Raw genomic sequence first — 15,203 nt, forward strand, 5'->3', positions numbered from 1 at the left:
TCTACGACTACGGGAACGGGTGGAACGCCCGGTCGAGCCGCGGTTCGAACCCCATCGACGCGGGGACCGTCTCGGCACGTTCGCCGAAGAACGGCTCGGCGGTGAACAGCGGCTGTGCCTCGGGGACGAGCACACGGACCGCCTCGAAGCCGAGCGTCGCGACGTCCGCCGTGGTCGTCCGGACGGCGTAGGCGTCGAGTCCAGCGTCGTCCAGTCGCTCCACGAGCGTGTCGACGACCGCGTCGGCCGAGACGGACTCCGTCACGTCGCTGGCTGCGACCGTCGCCGGCGCGTCGACGAACGACCGGGCACTGGACGGGAACTCCGCGTACCGGCCGATTGCGGCCTCCTGCTCGGCCGCCGCCGCCGGGCCCATCGAGTCGAGTTCCGTCCAGTTCTGGAGCGCCTCGGCGGTGGCGTCGGCGGCGGCCGCGGCGGCGTCGAAGTCCGCCGCGGAGCCGGTCGCGAACTGCGGCCACTCCCCGTCGCGGTGGACCGCGGTCGCGACGACCGGAACGTCCACGTTCTGGGTACACAACAGCGGCGTCACGGTGAGTCCCTCCGCACGAGCGCGCTTGCACAGTGCCGCGAACCGCTCCGACTCGACGGTCAGTTCCATCGGTTCGAAGGTGGAGTACCACGACAGCATCGTCGCGTCGCGTTCGACGACCTCGAACAGTCCGGCGGCGAGCGCCTCGTCCGTGCTCGTCCCGAGTCCGAGTCCCGTGGTGATCGACGGCACCCAGGCGCGTCCGGGCTGTGGGAAGTAGACGAGCGACGCCGGGAGCGCGGCGTGCTCGCCGGTCGCCAACGCGACGCCGTCCGCCCACAGCAGTCGGTCGTCGTCCGCGGGTGTCGGGGCGTCGGTGGGGCGGACGAACCGGTCGACCGGCACCGCGTCGATCACACCCTCCGTCGGTGCGCGGCGGAGGTCACCCGTCCGGTAGACGCCGGCACAGTAGCGTTCCAGTGCTTCACCGACCGCCTTCGCGTAGGCGGCGTTCCAGTCGACGGCGACCCCAGCACCGAACTCGCCACACCGAGCGTCGGAAAAGCCCGTCGTGTCCGCGGTCGCGGCGACGTAGTACGGCACCGGGAACGACGACTGTTCGCCGACCTCCGCGACGGGGCCGAACCGGTCGTCGACGGCTCGCTCCATCTGTGCGACCACCTCGTCGAGCGGCACGTCACGGGTACCACGGTCGAGTCCGGTCGGGGCGTCGTGACAGTCACACCCCGGTACCGGGAGGAACTCCCGCTCGTGTCCGGGGACCTCGACGACCGTCCCGCCGAGCGACTCGCCGGAGAACTGCCGGACGAGTCGGCGGCCGGCGAGTGCGCCGGCGAAGCGAACCGCACTGGCGACGCCCTGCGGTGACGCCTCGTCGGTCGTCCCGCCGGCCGCCGCGCGGTGACGGAGACAGTCGTAACACCCTGTGTCGTCGGCGAACGTCGAGACCGCGGCGTCGACACTCGAGAGCGCCTGCCCGCCGATGCCGCCGACCTCGACGGCGATCCACGTCTCCAGCGTCGCACTCGCGCGGTCGAAGCGGTCGTCGCCAGTCGTCCCGACGACGACGCCGACGGCGAACTCCCCCAACAGGTCCACGTCTACCGGCATCGCGTTGGCGTCCACGTCGCCCAGCGCGGCCTGCACCGCCTCGGCCGCCGGGTCCGGCCCGACGATTGCTACGTCCATGCAGGGCGAACGAGTGTGGCGAGGATAAAGGGTGTCAGTCGCCGAAGAGAGGGCAGAGAGGATCGAATACGGTAGGCGGGTATGTCGACCACTACACGAGCCGGTGCCGTGATCGACTCACGCCAGCGCGTCCATCGTCAACTCGGCCAACTCGTCGGCGTCGGCGGCGGCCATCTCCTCGTCCCCGAACTTGAGTCGCAGTCGTGGACGGCCCACGTCGATCGGCACCTTCTCCGTGTCGACGATCCCGACGTCTTCGAGTCGCGTCTTCGTCCGCGAGAAGGTAGCCTTCGAGGCGATCCCCACGTCTTCGCCCCACTTCGAGATGTCGTACAACAGCGCCTCGTTGTTGGCTGCCGCGAGCAGCGCGACCGTCACCTCGTCGAGTCCCGCCCCGTTCCCGCGGGCGGTCTCCAGCGACGCGAGGACGGCGTCGAAGTCCTCGCGGACCGCCTCGCACATCTGCTCGGCCATCGTCTCGCGCACTCGCGAGAGCGGTGGCGTCCGCAGGTTGTACCGGTCCGACCGCTCCCAGAGCTCGGCGTACGTCTCGTGAGCGTCCGTGAGGAACGACGACTCGTCGGCCGCGAGTGCGCCCACCCTCTCCGTCGCCGTGACGATGGCGTACAGCTCGTCCTCGGAGACGAGCAGCGTGTTGTCCACGTCTCCGTCGAGTTCCCGGAGCCCGAGCGAGCCGTCCGCGACGAGGTCCGCCGTGTCGGCCGCCACGAGGAAGTCGTCGAACAGATCTTTCAACAGCTGTCTGTCCGCGACGACCCGCACCGGCGGGTAGTCGTCGTCCGTTCGGTTCCCGTACGCGACGAACGCGCGCAGCACGCGCTCGGAAGGGTCGATCAAGTACACGTCGCCAGCCGCGTCCGCGAGTGCGTCGGCGAACAGTTCCTCCGTGTCGGGCTCTAGTAAATTCGAGGACATCGCTCTAACTACGGTAATGGTCTTCCCTTATTTAGTACTAACGAATAAAAACTGGAATCCAACCGCGCTCGCGGCAGATTACGGACAGACACTACCGGAAGTCGCCGACCGGACACCACCGGAAGTCGCCGACTGGACACCACCGGACGTCGCCGACCGGACACCACCGGAAGTCGCCGACCGGACACCACCGTAGGCTCCGGTCGGCCGAGTTGCGGGCGGGCGGCGAGACCGGCCGGTCTCGGTGGTATTTTTGGGTGTTCGTCCCCGACCAGACGTATGGAGTACCCACACGTTCACGAGACGGACCCAGACGTGGCGGCGGCGTTGGACGCCGAGGTGGATCGACAACGGGACACGCTCGCGATGATCGCCTCGGAGAACCACGTCTCGCCCGCGGTGATGGAGGCGCAGGGGAGTACCCTCACGAACAAGTACGCGGAGGGGTACCCCGGCGCGCGCTACTACGCCGGCTGTGAGAACGCCGACGAAGTCGAGGAGTTGGCGGTCGAACGAGCAGAGACGCTGTGGGGTGCCGACCACGTCAACGTTCAGCCACACTCCGGGACGCAGGCGAACCAGGCGGTGTACTTCGCGACGCTGGAGCCGGGCGACAAGATCCTCTCGCTGGACCTCAACCACGGCGGCCACCTGAGCCACGGCCACGCGGCCAACTTCACCGGGCAGTTGTACGACGTCGAACAGTACGAGGTGGACCCGGAGACGGGGTACCTCGACTACGAGGGGTTGCGCGACCACGCCGAGTCGTTCGATCCGGACATGATCGTCTCGGGATACTCCGCGTACCCTCGCGAGGTAGAGTTCTCGCGCATCCAGGAGACGGCAGACGCCGTCGACGCCTACCACCTCGCCGACATGGCCCACATCACCGGGCTCGTCGCGGCCGGCGTCCACGAGTCCCCCGTCGGCGAGGCGGACTTCGTGACGGGGTCGACACACAAGACGATCCGTGCGGGGCGCGGCGGGATCGTCATGTGTGACGAGGAGCACGCCGACGACGTCGACGCGGCCGTGTTCCCCGGTGGACAGGGTGGGCCGCTGATGCACAACGTCGCCGGGAAGGCCGTCGGCTTCCGCGAGGCGCTCCAGCCCGCCTTCCGCGAGTACGCCGAGCAGGTGGTCGCGAACGCCCGTGCGCTGGCGGACAGCTTCGCCGAGCAGGGGTTCGAGGTCGTCTCTGGCGGGACGGACACCCACCTCGTGTTGGTGGACCTCCGGGAGTCGCACCCCGACGTGACCGGCGGCGACGCGGAGGACGCGCTCACCGAGGCCGGCATCGTGCTCAACGCGAACACCGTCCCTGGCGAGACACGGTCGCCGTTCGACCCCTCGGGCATCCGCGCCGGAACCGCGGCACTGACCACCCGCGGGTTCGGCGAGGCACAACTGCGCGAGGTCGGCGAACTGATCTACCGCGTCGTCGACGCCCACGACGACGAGTCGGTGATCGCCGACGTACGCGAGCGTGTCGCCGAGTTGACCGACGAGTTCCCGCTGTACGAGGACGACGAGCAGTTCCCGACGCCGGAGTGACGAGCCAGCGGACTCGTCCATCCTCTGCCGCCGGAGACGAGCAGAACGACTCCTCCACTCCCTGTCGGCGGAGACGCCCACAAGACTCTCGCCGTCCGCGGTCGTTCTCCGGGGCGTGACGGGATCGACCAGACGCCGCTTCCTCGCTCGGAGTGGACTCGCCGTCGCGACGGCCGGTGTCCTCGGTGGGTGTCTCGGTGACGACTCCGGTGAGTCTTCGAGGGAGACGGCCGACGACACGTCGCTGACCGAGACTGGAGGCGGAGACACCACGTCCGAGACGCTCGAGACGGAATCTCCGACGGGCCGCCCGACGACGACCGATCTCGACCTGCGGGAGGCGAACGTCACCGGCGTGGCAGTCGACGCACGCGGGTCGGGAGTCGACGGCACAGACTACCGCTTCGACGTGACGTTGTACCACGACGACGACGGCGAAGACGGCTACGCGAACTGGTGGCAGGTGGAGACGCGATCCGGGAGACGACTCGGTCGCCGCGACCTCTCACACGCCCACGGCACCCGCGAGTTCACCCGCTCGGCGACAGTGACGGTCCCCGACGGCGTGGACACCGTCGTCGTCCGCAGCCACGACCAGACGCACGGCTACGGCGGTCGAGCGGCACTCGCGACACTCGCCGACGGGACCGTCGCCGTCCGCGAACAGGGTCCAGACCCGGACGACTTCGGCGTCGGCACCGCCGAGGGAACGGCCGCGGTCGCACCGAGACACTACGGCTCCGACCGCGACGGCGACGCACACGCGCCGTGACGTAGTGTGCTCGGGTTGGTCGAACGTGTACAAGACGGAGGTCGTGTCGCGGTTTCTGTACACGAACCCGTGGATTTATGCGGGCGGCGCGGGGAGTGGGGTGTGTGACAGAGATCGTCGACGGCGAGGCGCTCGCGGCAGAGATTCGCGAGGGAGTGGCGGACGCGGTCGAGCAGTTCGAGGGCGAGGGTGTGACGCCCGGGTTGGCGACCGTCTTGATGGAGGCGGACCCCGCCTCGGAGACGTACGTCGAGATGAAACAGCGCGACTGCGAGGAGGTCGGCATCGACGGGATCCACGTCGAAGTCGACCCAGACGCACCGGCCGAGGAGCTCCACGAGACGATCCGCGAGTTGAACGAGGGGACGGCCGCGAACGGGATCTTGGTCCAGATGCCGGTCCCAGACCACGTCGACGCCCAGGCGGTCCAGGCGGCCGTCGACCCCGCGAAGGACGTAGACGGGTTCCACCCGGAGAACGTCGGCCGACTGATGAGCGGCGAGCCGCGGTTCCGCCCGTGTACGCCCCACGGCGTCCAGCGGCTGCTCGCCGACGCCGGTGTCGAGACCGAGGGCGCCGACGTGGTCGTCGTCGGCCGGTCGAACATCGTCGGGCGGCCGCTGGCGAACCTCCTCTCGCGGCGCGCCGACGACGGCAACGCGACGGTGACGCTGTGTCACTCGCGGACCGCCGACCTCGCGGCCCACACCCGGCGCGCGGACGTGGTCGTCGCCGCGGCGGGTGTCCCAGAGATGATCGACGCCGAGATGGTCACACCGGACACCACGGTGATCGACGTGGGGATCAACCGCGTCGAACGCGACGGCGAGTCCACGCTCGTCGGTGACGCCGACTTCGACGACCTGGAGGGGTACGTCGACGCCATCACCCCGGTGCCGGGCGGTGTCGGACCGATGACCCGCGCGATGTTGTTGTACAACACGGTGAAGGCCACCCGCGAGCAGACGGGTGTGGATGTCTCCCTGCCGTAGGAACCGACCTTTTTCACTCCTCGGGTGGCGCGCGGCGCGCGCCACCCGAGGAAAAAAGCTCGATCAAAAAGGGCCGCGAGCGCGCCGCCGGCGCGCTCGCGGTGGATTGCGGTGCTGCGGCCGCACAGCGACCGTTGCCGCACCGCCGCCGCGACCGCACCGCTCCACTCCGCCACCGCGGCCGTTCCGGCCTGCTCCGTCACCGCGACCGCACCACACCGCTCCGCCCCCGCGGCCGTTCCGGCCTGCTCCGTCACCGCGACCGCACCGCTCCACTCCGCCCCCGCGATCGCACCGCTCCACACCGCTCCGCCACCGCGACCGCTCTGCTACCGCCCGCGTCGTCCCGTCTCCGCCACGGTGACCGGTCCGCTACAACACCGCGACCGCTCCGGCCCCAGCACTGCTCCGCCGCCGCACGTTCCGACGGGTCGGGTCGTCCGGTGTCGGTGCGGTGGGTTCGAGTGGACACTCGTGTACAGTTGTCACGTGAGCCCGACCCACGCGGACCCCGAACACGCCGGATCGATCCACCACCTCGAACTCGCGACCGACGACCTCGGCACCGCCGTCCCGTTCTGGGAGTGGTTCCTCGGTGAACTCGGGTACGACCGGAAAGACGACTGGGAGGACGGTCGCTCGTGGACCTGTGGCACCACGTACGTCGTCGTGAAACGAGCGAGCGACGGAGAGCACCCGTTCGAGCGAGGCACGCCTGGACTCGATCACGTCGCGTTCCACGCCGAGTCGCGCCGACGAGTCGACGAGATCACCGCCGGTGTCCGTGACCGGAACGACGCAGAACTGCTGTTTCCCGACCGACACCCGTACGCGGGTGGGTACTACGCACTCTACTGCGAGGGCCCGGACGGTGTGAAACTCGAGGTCGTCGGTCCAGATCGTGAGGACGACTGAGACAGACGCCCCCGCTCTCGGAACTCTCGGAGGAACTCCACCTCGATCTCGTCGGACCGGAGTGACTCGACGAGCGTGCTACTCACGATGTCGACCGCCGAGTCGAGTCACTCGTCCGTCTCTGCCAGCCGCTCGCGTGCGGCCGCCACCGCCGACTCGTCGTCGGTGATCAACGCCCGTCCCAACTCCCGTGCCGCCGCGACCAACCCGTCCGCGTGTGCCGGGTCCACGTCCCCGTCCAGCGCCTCCACCCGTTTCGCGCGGTCCCGCAACGTCGAGAGCACCGTCACCGTCTCCGGCTCGACATCGTCGTACAACGTCCGGATCTCGGATCGGTACTCCGAGACCGCGGCGGCCGCGGCGAGCCCTCGCGCCTCGCGGAGTCGTCGCGGCACCTCGTCCGTCGCCGGCCGCTCGCCCGTGTCTGCGGCCCGGAGCAGGGAGACGACGTACAACTCCTCCGGGTCCGTCGGGTCCCGCAGGCGACTGTAGAGGTCGGCCGCCTCACGCAACTCCGCCGCGACGAGGTACGCGTCGTCGAGTGCGCGCAACTGACCCCCGCGGATGAACCCCCGCGTGGCGAGGTACGACCGACACCGCTCGCCGATCTCGTCGGCCAACGCCGAGAGCGGGCGCTCGTCGACCTGTGCCACCAGATCCGTCAGTTCCAGATCCTCGTGGCCGTCCGTGTGACGGGCCCGCGACCCCGTGCCGACACTCCGGAGACTGCCACAGTCCGGACACTCGATCTCGCCCGTCTCGAAGTACGACCACCGGTGTCCGCAGTCTCTGCACTCGCGCTCGCCGCGGATCTCCATACCCCCACTTCACCGGGGTCCCACAAATGTCCCGAGGTTCGACCGACGGCCGACCCCGGTCTCGAGACGAACGCGGCCGTCTTCACCTCCTCCACCACCACCTCCTCCACCATCACCGACTCCGTCGTCTCCGCCGCTCAGCGTGCGGTCTTGTCGAACTCCGGGTCGTAGTCTGGATTCGCGTCCGCCAACGCCCCGACCACGTCGTCACGGTCCACCTCGAAGCGGCCACTCAACGAGAAGGTGTCCGTCCGCGTCGTGGTGTCTGCACGCACCAACCCACCGTACTCGCCCGAGGAGAACGGCGCGACCGCCTTCCCGAACCCGTCGACGAGGTCGTAGAAGAACTCGCCGCGTGCGGCCGTCCGCTCGTCGCCGTAGCCGTCCGGGTCCTCCGCGAGTGACGGCTCTCGCTCTCCGCCACGGACCGCCCAGAGGTGTCGCGCGTAGCGGTAGCGGTGGACCGCAGACTCCTTCAACACACGTGTCAACGCGCCGTCCAGGGAGTCCGCGGGGATCGCGTCCGCGCCGTAGTTGACGAACACACCCTCACTCGGGAGCCGCCGGACCGCCGCCCGGTCGCGGAGGTCGATCCGGATCACGCTGTCGCCGTCCGGCACGAGTGCGGTCGGCTCGTCTGGCTCCCCCGCCTCGTCGCCACGACTGGGGTCGTCGGCCAGCCGAGTCGCCGACTGGAGTGCGAACAGGTGCCACAGCGAGAGGAGTCCGTCTTCGCCCGCCGGGCCAGAGAGTGGCCGCTCGAAGCTGTCTCCGTCGATCGTCAACGTCGGACTCGCGTCCGGATCGGGGACGTGGTCGTCGTCGCAGTCCGCGGCGTCGTACACGCGGAGTCGGACACCGTCCGACAGCGCCGGGATCACGTCGACGGCCGTCGGCACCGCCACGAAGGGCTGGAAGTCACGTGGCGTCACGGCGAAGAGGTGGAACGTGGAGAACTGTCGGAACCCCTCGCCGATCTCCGCCAGCGTCCCCTCGGTCAACGGTCCGTCGGCCTCGAGCCAGTGCGGCTTGTGGACCTCCTGTGGGAACCGGTTGCGCCGGAGGTACGTCTGGAACCGGTCGGCGAACTCGTCGACCGGCTCGAACTCCGTGACGCGGTACACTTTGAACCGGCGCGTCCCGGTGCCGCGTGTCGTCTGCTGGAACAAGACCAGCGCTTCCGACTCCATCTGTCGTGACTGCCTCGTCGCCTGCTCCGTGACTCTGGGGCAAAACGGTTTCCCACCGACCGCGAGGCGGGTGGCGACACGCCGCCGGTCGCCAGTGACGGCCGCACCCCCGTCAGATTCATCCGGAGAGCGTTACTACGACCGGTTACCATGTCGGTCGACGACCACGACCACGCCGACACGGAGGATACCCGAAGCCGCTCCACGGCGGCTGGTCGGGAAATTCTCCGAGCGTGATCACACAGCCGACGATCCAGACGCACCGACGACCGTCGACAGTGTCTCCGTCTCGCGACCCGACGAGCCCGACGGCGACGGCCACCGCGAAGGCGGCGACTTCGCGGGCGACGGCGACCACGATCACGGACGTGACGGCGACTTCGCGGGTGACGGGGACTCCACCTCGACGGCGCCGGTGGGCGTGACACTCACCCTCGACGGCGAGTCTCACCGACTGGACCCCGCCGAGGCACGCCGACTCCAGAGCGACCTCGCGACCGCACTCGCCGGCCGGACGACGTACGTCCACACCGCTGGCCACCAGCGACCCGACGGGAGCTACGTCGTCGAACGCCGACGTGCCGACTCCGACGGCCACCGGAAGGTGTTCTCCCGGTTCGAGGCACTCCGAGCGCTGTACCGCGACCTCCCACGGGAGTTCGACGCCGAGGCGGTCGGACGCGAGGGATTGACGGGACCGCGGCGACACCTCCTCGTCCGACACGTCGCCGAACACCCGGCGTTCGACTGCGAGTTGACCAGTCGGCAACCACTGACCGTCACCAAACACGACACGAGCGCTCCGGTCTCCGGACAGGACGCGGGGGAGTCGCCCACCGAGAGAACGGAACGAGAGCCGGCGACGACCGATCCCGAGTCCCCGTGTCACACGCCACCACACCGGTAGTGGCAAGCGACTCGCCCGACGCCAGCGTTTCCGGGCGGGCTCTCGGAGACGGTCGTATGTCGGATCTGTTCGCGCCGCTGGAGTTGCGGGAGACGACGCTCCCGAACCGCGTGATGGTGTCGCCGATGTGTCAGTACTCCGCGCCGGAGGGGCGCGCGACGGACTGGCACCTGGTCCACCTCGGGTCGCGGGCCGTCGGTGGGGCGGGCGTCGTCCTCACGGAGGCGACGGCCGTCTCTCCCGAGGGTCGGATCACGCCCGACGACCTCGGCATCTGGACGGACGAGCAGGCCGACGCGCTCGCTCGCGTCGCCGACTTCGTCGCCGGGCAGGGGTCGGTCCCCGGGATCCAACTCGCCCACGCCGGGCGGAAGGCGTCGACGGCGTCCCCGTGGGACGGTGGCCACCCGCTCTCTCCGGACGGCGACGGGTGGACGGCGGTCGGACCGAGCGAGACGCCGTACCCTCGCGACGGCGACGAACAGCCGACGCGGGCCCTCGACACCGAGGAAGTCGCGGCTGTCGTCGACGACTTCGCGGCCGCCGCCGAGCGCGCGTTGGCTGCGGGCTTCGAGATCGCCGAAGTCCACGCGGCGCACGGCTACCTGCTCCACGAGTTCTGCTCGCCGGTGACGAACGACCGCACGGACCGCTACGGCGGCGACTTCGAGGGGCGCACGCGACTCCTCCGAGAGGTGACGGCCGCCGTCCGCGAGGTGTGGCCCGACGAGAAGCCGGTGTTCGTCAGAGTGTCCGCGACGGACTGGCTCGACGACCGGCCGTCGTGGACCGTCGACGACACCGCCCGACTCGCGCCACGACTGGCCGAGGCGGGGGCGGACCTGATCGACGTGAGTGCCGGCGGCATCCACCCGGACCAGTCCGTCCCCGCGACCGGACCGGGGTACCAGGTGCCGTACGCCGAGGCGATCGGCGAGGCGGTCGCGGCGGCGGACGCCGACCTCGCGGTCGGTGCCGTCGGCGGGATCACCGACCCCGAACACGCCGCGGCCGTCGTCGCGAACGACCGCGCCGACGCCGTGCTGATGGCTCGGGAGTTCCTCCGCTCGCCGTACTGGCCGCTGCACGCCGCCGCCGACCTCAACGCCGACGACGCCGTCGACTGGCCCGTCCAGTACCGACGGGCCGTCTCGAAGTGAGAACGAGAGTGCTCACGTCCGGCGAGTCCCGTGTCCGACACACGAACCGTACCGTCTACGACCACCACTGTTCTCGTCTCTCCCTACACGCTGATCCGAGTCTTTCGTGTGTTGAATCACCGACCTGCGACAGATTTTTATCAGAATCGATACTCACACCACGTATGTCGTCAGAGTTGTTCGCGCCGCTGGAGGTCCGGGAGACGACGCTCCCGAACCGCGTGGTGGTGTCGCCGATGTGTCAGTACTCCGCCGAGGAGGGACGCGCGACGGACTGGCACCTGGTCCACCTCGGGTCGCGAGCCGTCGGCGGCGCGGGTGTGGTGATGGCGGAGGCGGCCGCCGTCGAGGAGCGCGGGCGGATCACGACCGGCGACCTGGGGTTGTACCGCGACGACCACGTCGAGCCGCTGTCGCGGATCGCGGACTTCATCGCCGAACAGGGGTCGGTCCCGGGTATCCAACTCGCCCACGCCGGCCGGAAGGCGTCGAAGCGGCGCCCGTGGACCGGCCACAGACCGCTCACCGACGAGGAGGGTGCCTGGGAGGTCGTCGCACCCAGCGAGACGCCGTACCCGTACGAGGAGCACGATCCACCGACGACGCGGCGCCTCTCGCAGGGAGAGATCGAGAGTGTCACCGACTCCTTCGTCGCGGCTGCGGAACGGGCTCGGGAGGCCGGGTTCGAGTTGTTGGAGCTGCACGCGGCACACGGCTACCTGTTCCACGAGTTCTGCTCGCCGGTCGCCAACGACCGCACCGGCGAGTACGGCGGCGACTTCGAGGGGCGGACGCGGTTCCTCCACGAGACGGTCGCCGCGGTTCGGGAGGTCTGGCCCGAGGAGAACCCGCTGTCGGTGCGTCTCTCGGCGACGGACTGGCTCGACGACCGGCCGTCGTGGACCGTCGACGACACTGCGCGACTCGCGCCACGACTGGCCGAGGCGGGCGCGGATCTGATCGACGTGAGTGCCGGCGGGATCCACCCGGAGCAGACGGTGTTGCGGTCGACACCCTCCTACCAGGTACCGTACGCCGAGACGGTCCGCGAGCACCTCCGCGCGGAGGGGTACGACACACCCGTCGTCGCCGTGGGTGCGATCACCGAGCCGTCGCAGGCGGCGGCCGTCGTCGCCAACGACCGCGCCGACCTCGTCGCACTCGGCCGGGAGTTCCTGCGGACCCCGTACTGGACGCGCGGGGCGGCACACGAACTCGACGCGACGGACGCCCTGGAGTGGCCGATCCAGTACGGTTGGGCGACGGAGTGATCGGCGCACGGGCGGGTGTACCACGGGGAGACCCACGACGGGGTGACCGGACACACCACGAGACTGCGAACAACGCTTATCGGAGCGGCCCGTCAACGCAGAGGTATGAGTTCCCGCGACGACGAGGATCTGGCAGCCCTGCTGTCTGACCTCGAGACCACGCTAGAGGACCTCCGCACGGAACTGGGCGACCGTCGCGGAGAGCGGCGAGACGAGAGACGGGGAGCGGACGACGGACGACGAGGTGACCGAGATCGGCGACCGACTCGACGTGGTGGCGACCGGCGAACGGAGCGGCGCGGTGACCGGGAGGGGTCACGAACGGACGACCGGCGACCACGTGACGACCGACGACCGCGCGACGACCGGCGATCGGACGACGGGTGGCGTCGGCGTCGCGACGACGGCCCGCAGTTCGATCCGCCGTCCGTCGGAGACGTGTTGCGGTTCACGAACGAGTACACGATCCCGACGCTGATCGCGACACTGGAGGCGACCATCTCCGCGCTGGAGCTGTTCCAGAAGGTCGTCGGCGTCGTCGCGCCGGACGACGGAGACACGCGGCGGCGGCGACGCGACAGCGGGCAGTCGACGTTGGACGGCGTCGTGACGGACGCGAGCAGTGCGGCGACGGACCAGCTCACCCGCCGACTCGACGACCTCCGGACGGCGCTGTCGGAGACGGATCTCCCGCAGGACGGCGAGGCCCGCGACATCGTCAGCGAGGCGCGGGCGTTGACCGACGAGATCGAGTCGCGCGTCCGCGAGTCGCGGGCGACGGCCGACGAGGCTCGGGACAGACGGGAGGGGGAGAGACGAGACGATCGCGACGGCGGGCGTGGCGGTGATCGACGCGACGGCGGCCACCGGGACCGCGGGAGCCGCGGGCGACGCGGTGACGACGGGCGGCGAGGGGGTCGTGGCCGCCGGGACCGCGGCGGACGGTCCCGCGACGACGAGCCGGTGACCATCGACGTGGGTGGTCCAGACGACGGGAGTGAGGGCGACGGTGGTGGCAGCGCCGACGACAGGCGCGGCGATCGTGAGGGGCGTGGCGACACACGCGACGCGGAGCGAGGCGACGGAGCGGACGCCGACGAGACCGGCGACGCGCCGGAGGTGGACGTGGAGGCGGAACTCCAGTCGATCAAACGCGAGATGGGAGACGACGAGGAGCCTGGAGACGGTGACGACTCCACGGCCGACGACTCGCACTCCGACGGCGGAGCCGACGACCGCGGAGCCGGGTCGGCCGGTGACGACACCGGCGCGTGAGAGCCGACGACAGAGCACCGACGGCCGACAGTGCGGACGGAGTGACCGAAGGAGAGACCGTCTCAGTCCTCGACGGGACGGAACCGGAACCCGTCCCACTCCTGACTCGCCGGCTCGCGGATGCCGGCCTCGGGGTCGCGGAGTTCGGCGGCGTACACCGGCTCGACCTCGTCGCCGATCTCGACGCCGTCCGTCGTGAGTTGCCCGAGCGCACGCACGTCCTCGCCGTCTACGTCGAAGGCGACGATGGCGAGGTGGTTCGGCTGGCGGACGCCGGGCGGGGTCGCCGTCGCGGTGGTCCAGGTGACCACCTCGGCGGTGTACTCGCGTAAGTCGACCGTCCCGACCCGCTCGGCCCCGTCGCGACTCACCGGGTGTGGCGGGTACGTGATCGACCCGTCCGCGTACTCGGCGGCCGCGAAGATCGGTTCGTCGGTGTCTGATGTTCCTGCCTCGTCGCTGTCTCCAGACCCGGACGCACCCGTACTCGCACTCGCTGCGCCGTCTCCCCTGTCCCGTGTCTCGTGGCTGTCGTCGGTCATCGTGCGGCCTCCAGGATCGTCGTCGTGACACAGTTCCCGAACCCGCCGACGTTACACGCCAGACCCACGTCGGCGTCCACCTGCCGCGGGCCGGCCTCGCCGAGCACCTGCTCGTAGATCTCCACCGCCTGCGCGACGCCGGAGGCACCCAGTGGGTGCCCCTTCGACTTCAGCCCGCCGGAGGTGTTCACCGGGAGATCGCCGTCGCGAGCCGTTCGCCCGTCAGCGGCCGCGCGCCACCCCTCGCCCTTCTCGGCGAAGCCGAGGTCCTCGAACTGCAACACCTCGAGGATGGTGAACATGTCGTGGAGCTCCGCCACGTCCACCGCCTCGGGGTCGCGGTCGGCCATCTCGTAGGCGGCCGCGCCGGAGTCGACGACGGCACCCATCGTCGTCGGGTCCGCGCGCTCGTGGACGACGTGGGTGTCCGTCGCGCCCGCGACACCCGAGATCACGGCGTACTCGTCGGCGAACTCGGCCGCGCGTGACTCCGGCACCAGCAACAGCGCCGCGGAGCCGTCCGTGATCGGACAGAAGTCGTACAGTCGCAGCGGGTCCGCGACGATCGGACTCTCCAAGACCGTCTCGCGGTCGACGGCCTCGCGGAACTGTGCGTTCGGGTTGTCGACGCCGTTCGCGTGGTTCTTCACCGCCACGTCCGCGAGACTCTCGCGTGGCGCGTCGTACGTCTTCAAGTACGCCCGCGCCGTGAGGCCGGCGAAGGAGGGGAGCGTGACGCCGTGTTTGTACTCGACCGGGTGCGTGAGCGAGGCGATCACGTCCGTCGCCTCCGCCGTCGTCCGGTGGGTCATCTTCTCGCCGCCGACGAGGAGCGTACAGTCGCTGGCGCCACTCGCGACCGACTGCCATGCGGCGTAGATCCCCGCACCGCCCGACGAGGAGGTCTGGTCGATCCGGGCGGTGTACGCCGGCACGGCACCCAGGTCGTGTGCCAGCGCGTTCGGGATGCCGGTCTGCCCCTCGAACTCGCCACTCGCCATGTTCGACACGTAGAGGTGGTCGACCGCGTCACCCGACACGCCGGCGTCGGCCAGGCACGCCTGGCCCGCCTCCGCCAGCAGGTCGCGCACCCAGCCGTCGCGCTCGCCGAACTGGGTCATCGAGGCGGCCACCACCGCCACGCGCTCGTCCGTCTGATCGTGCACACTCCC

14 protein-coding genes are annotated in these 15,203 nt (G+C 70.1%); 8 read left to right on the top strand and 6 right to left on the bottom strand.

All coding sequences use genetic code 11. From position 1 onward, the window contains the following. Nucleotides 1–7: 7 nt before the first annotated feature. Both RYH80_RS02725 and tbsP read right to left on the bottom strand, forming a co-directional pair. The gene (locus RYH80_RS02725) at nt 8–1,699 is read right to left on the bottom strand and encodes a YcaO-like family protein (RefSeq protein WP_370902329.1); all 1,692 of its coding nucleotides are present in this window, start codon (nt 1,697–1,699) and stop codon (nt 8–10) included. A 117-nt stretch (nt 1,700–1,816) separates the two neighbouring features. Continuing rightward, nucleotides 1,817–2,635 (bottom strand): transcriptional regulator TbsP, encoded by an 819-nt coding sequence (tbsP, locus tag RYH80_RS02730; protein ID WP_370902330.1) that lies wholly within the window; start codon nt 2,633–2,635, stop codon nt 1,817–1,819. Nucleotides 2,636–2,914: 279 nt separating this feature from the next. Between tbsP and glyA the strand changes: the two genes are divergently transcribed. The 4 genes from glyA to RYH80_RS02750 all read left to right on the top strand — a co-directional run bounded on the left by glyA (nt 2,915) and on the right by RYH80_RS02750 (nt 6,868). Continuing rightward, nucleotides 2,915–4,189, top strand: a complete 1,275-nt coding sequence (gene glyA, locus RYH80_RS02735; RefSeq protein ID WP_370902331.1) for a serine hydroxymethyltransferase — start codon at nt 2,915–2,917, stop codon at nt 4,187–4,189. Between the two features lie 115 nt (nt 4,190–4,304). After that, complete coding sequence (locus RYH80_RS02740; RefSeq protein WP_370902332.1) at nt 4,305–4,961, top strand: twin-arginine translocation signal domain-containing protein; 657 nt, start codon at nt 4,305–4,307, stop codon at nt 4,959–4,961. 104 nt (nt 4,962–5,065) lie between these two features. Continuing rightward, entirely contained in the window at nt 5,066–5,953 is an 888-nt protein-coding gene (locus RYH80_RS02745; protein ID WP_370902333.1) for a tetrahydrofolate dehydrogenase/cyclohydrolase catalytic domain-containing protein, read from the top strand. Between the two features lie 489 nt (nt 5,954–6,442). After that, nucleotides 6,443–6,868: a VOC family protein gene (locus RYH80_RS02750; protein WP_370902334.1), complete on the top strand. Its 426-nt coding sequence runs from the start codon at nt 6,443–6,445 to the stop codon at nt 6,866–6,868. A 107-nt stretch (nt 6,869–6,975) separates the two neighbouring features. On the opposite strand, the gene RYH80_RS02755 is transcribed toward RYH80_RS02750, so the two are convergent. Beyond that, nucleotides 6,976–7,686: a DUF7117 family protein gene (locus RYH80_RS02755; RefSeq protein WP_370902336.1), complete on the bottom strand. Its 711-nt coding sequence runs from the start codon at nt 7,684–7,686 to the stop codon at nt 6,976–6,978. 137 nt (nt 7,687–7,823) lie between these two features. Beyond that, nucleotides 7,824–8,876, bottom strand: coding sequence for a hypothetical protein (locus RYH80_RS02760; protein ID WP_370902337.1), 1,053 nt, complete (start codon nt 8,874–8,876; stop codon nt 7,824–7,826). 70 nt (nt 8,877–8,946) lie between these two features. On the opposite strand from RYH80_RS02760, the gene RYH80_RS02765 reads away from it, so the two are divergent. From RYH80_RS02765 to RYH80_RS02780, 4 genes are all read left to right on the top strand, one after another. Then, on the top strand, nt 8,947–9,783 hold the full coding sequence (locus RYH80_RS02765) for a DUF7528 family protein (RefSeq protein WP_370902338.1): 837 nt from the start codon (nt 8,947–8,949) through the stop codon (nt 9,781–9,783). Nucleotides 9,784–9,839: 56 nt separating this feature from the next. Continuing rightward, nucleotides 9,840–10,943, top strand: coding sequence for an NADH:flavin oxidoreductase/NADH oxidase (locus RYH80_RS02770; RefSeq protein ID WP_370902339.1), 1,104 nt, complete (start codon nt 9,840–9,842; stop codon nt 10,941–10,943). Between the two features lie 164 nt (nt 10,944–11,107). After that, nucleotides 11,108–12,214, top strand: coding sequence for an NADH:flavin oxidoreductase/NADH oxidase (locus RYH80_RS02775; protein WP_370902340.1), 1,107 nt, complete (start codon nt 11,108–11,110; stop codon nt 12,212–12,214). A gap of 105 nt (nt 12,215–12,319) precedes the next feature. Next, nucleotides 12,320–13,489 carry a DUF7547 family protein gene (locus RYH80_RS02780; protein ID WP_370902341.1) on the top strand — a complete coding sequence of 390 codons (1,170 nt, stop codon included), beginning with the start codon at nt 12,320–12,322 and terminating at the stop codon, nt 13,487–13,489. A 62-nt stretch (nt 13,490–13,551) separates the two neighbouring features. On the opposite strand, the gene RYH80_RS02785 is transcribed toward RYH80_RS02780, so the two are convergent. Then, the gene (locus tag RYH80_RS02785; protein ID WP_370902342.1) at nt 13,552–14,031 is read right to left on the bottom strand and encodes a nucleic acid-binding protein; all 480 of its coding nucleotides are present in this window, start codon (nt 14,029–14,031) and stop codon (nt 13,552–13,554) included. Continuing rightward, the gene (locus tag RYH80_RS02790) at nt 14,028–15,197 is read right to left on the bottom strand and encodes a thiolase family protein (RefSeq protein ID WP_370902343.1); all 1,170 of its coding nucleotides are present in this window, start codon (nt 15,195–15,197) and stop codon (nt 14,028–14,030) included. The genes RYH80_RS02785 and RYH80_RS02790 overlap by 4 nt, the downstream gene beginning before the upstream one ends. Nucleotides 15,198–15,203 lie beyond the last annotated feature (6 nt).

The organism is Halobaculum sp. MBLA0147, assembly GCF_041361345.1.
Taxonomy (GTDB): Archaea; Halobacteriota; Halobacteria; order Halobacteriales; family Haloferacaceae; genus JAHENP01.

Bases quoted from the DNA above. Each gene is read 5' to 3' on its own strand.
- RYH80_RS02725 (WP_370902329.1), bottom strand. From the start codon at position 1,699: ATGGACGTAGCAATCGTCGGGCCGGACCCGGCGGCCGAGGCGGTGCAG.
- tbsP (WP_370902330.1), bottom strand. From the start codon at position 2,635: ATGTCCTCGAATTTACTAGAGCCCGACACGGAGGAACTGTTCGCCGAC.
- glyA (WP_370902331.1), top strand. From the start codon at position 2,915: ATGGAGTACCCACACGTTCACGAGACGGACCCAGACGTGGCGGCGGCG.
- RYH80_RS02755 (WP_370902336.1), bottom strand. From the start codon at position 7,686: ATGGAGATCCGCGGCGAGCGCGAGTGCAGAGACTGCGGACACCGGTGG.
- RYH80_RS02760 (WP_370902337.1), bottom strand. From the start codon at position 8,876: ATGGAGTCGGAAGCGCTGGTCTTGTTCCAGCAGACGACACGCGGCACC.
- RYH80_RS02770 (WP_370902339.1), top strand. From the start codon at position 9,840: ATGTCGGATCTGTTCGCGCCGCTGGAGTTGCGGGAGACGACGCTCCCG.
- RYH80_RS02775 (WP_370902340.1), top strand. From the start codon at position 11,108: ATGTCGTCAGAGTTGTTCGCGCCGCTGGAGGTCCGGGAGACGACGCTC.
- RYH80_RS02780 (WP_370902341.1), top strand. From the start codon at position 12,320: ATGAGTTCCCGCGACGACGAGGATCTGGCAGCCCTGCTGTCTGACCTC.
- RYH80_RS02785 (WP_370902342.1), bottom strand. From the start codon at position 14,031: ATGACCGACGACAGCCACGAGACACGGGACAGGGGAGACGGCGCAGCG.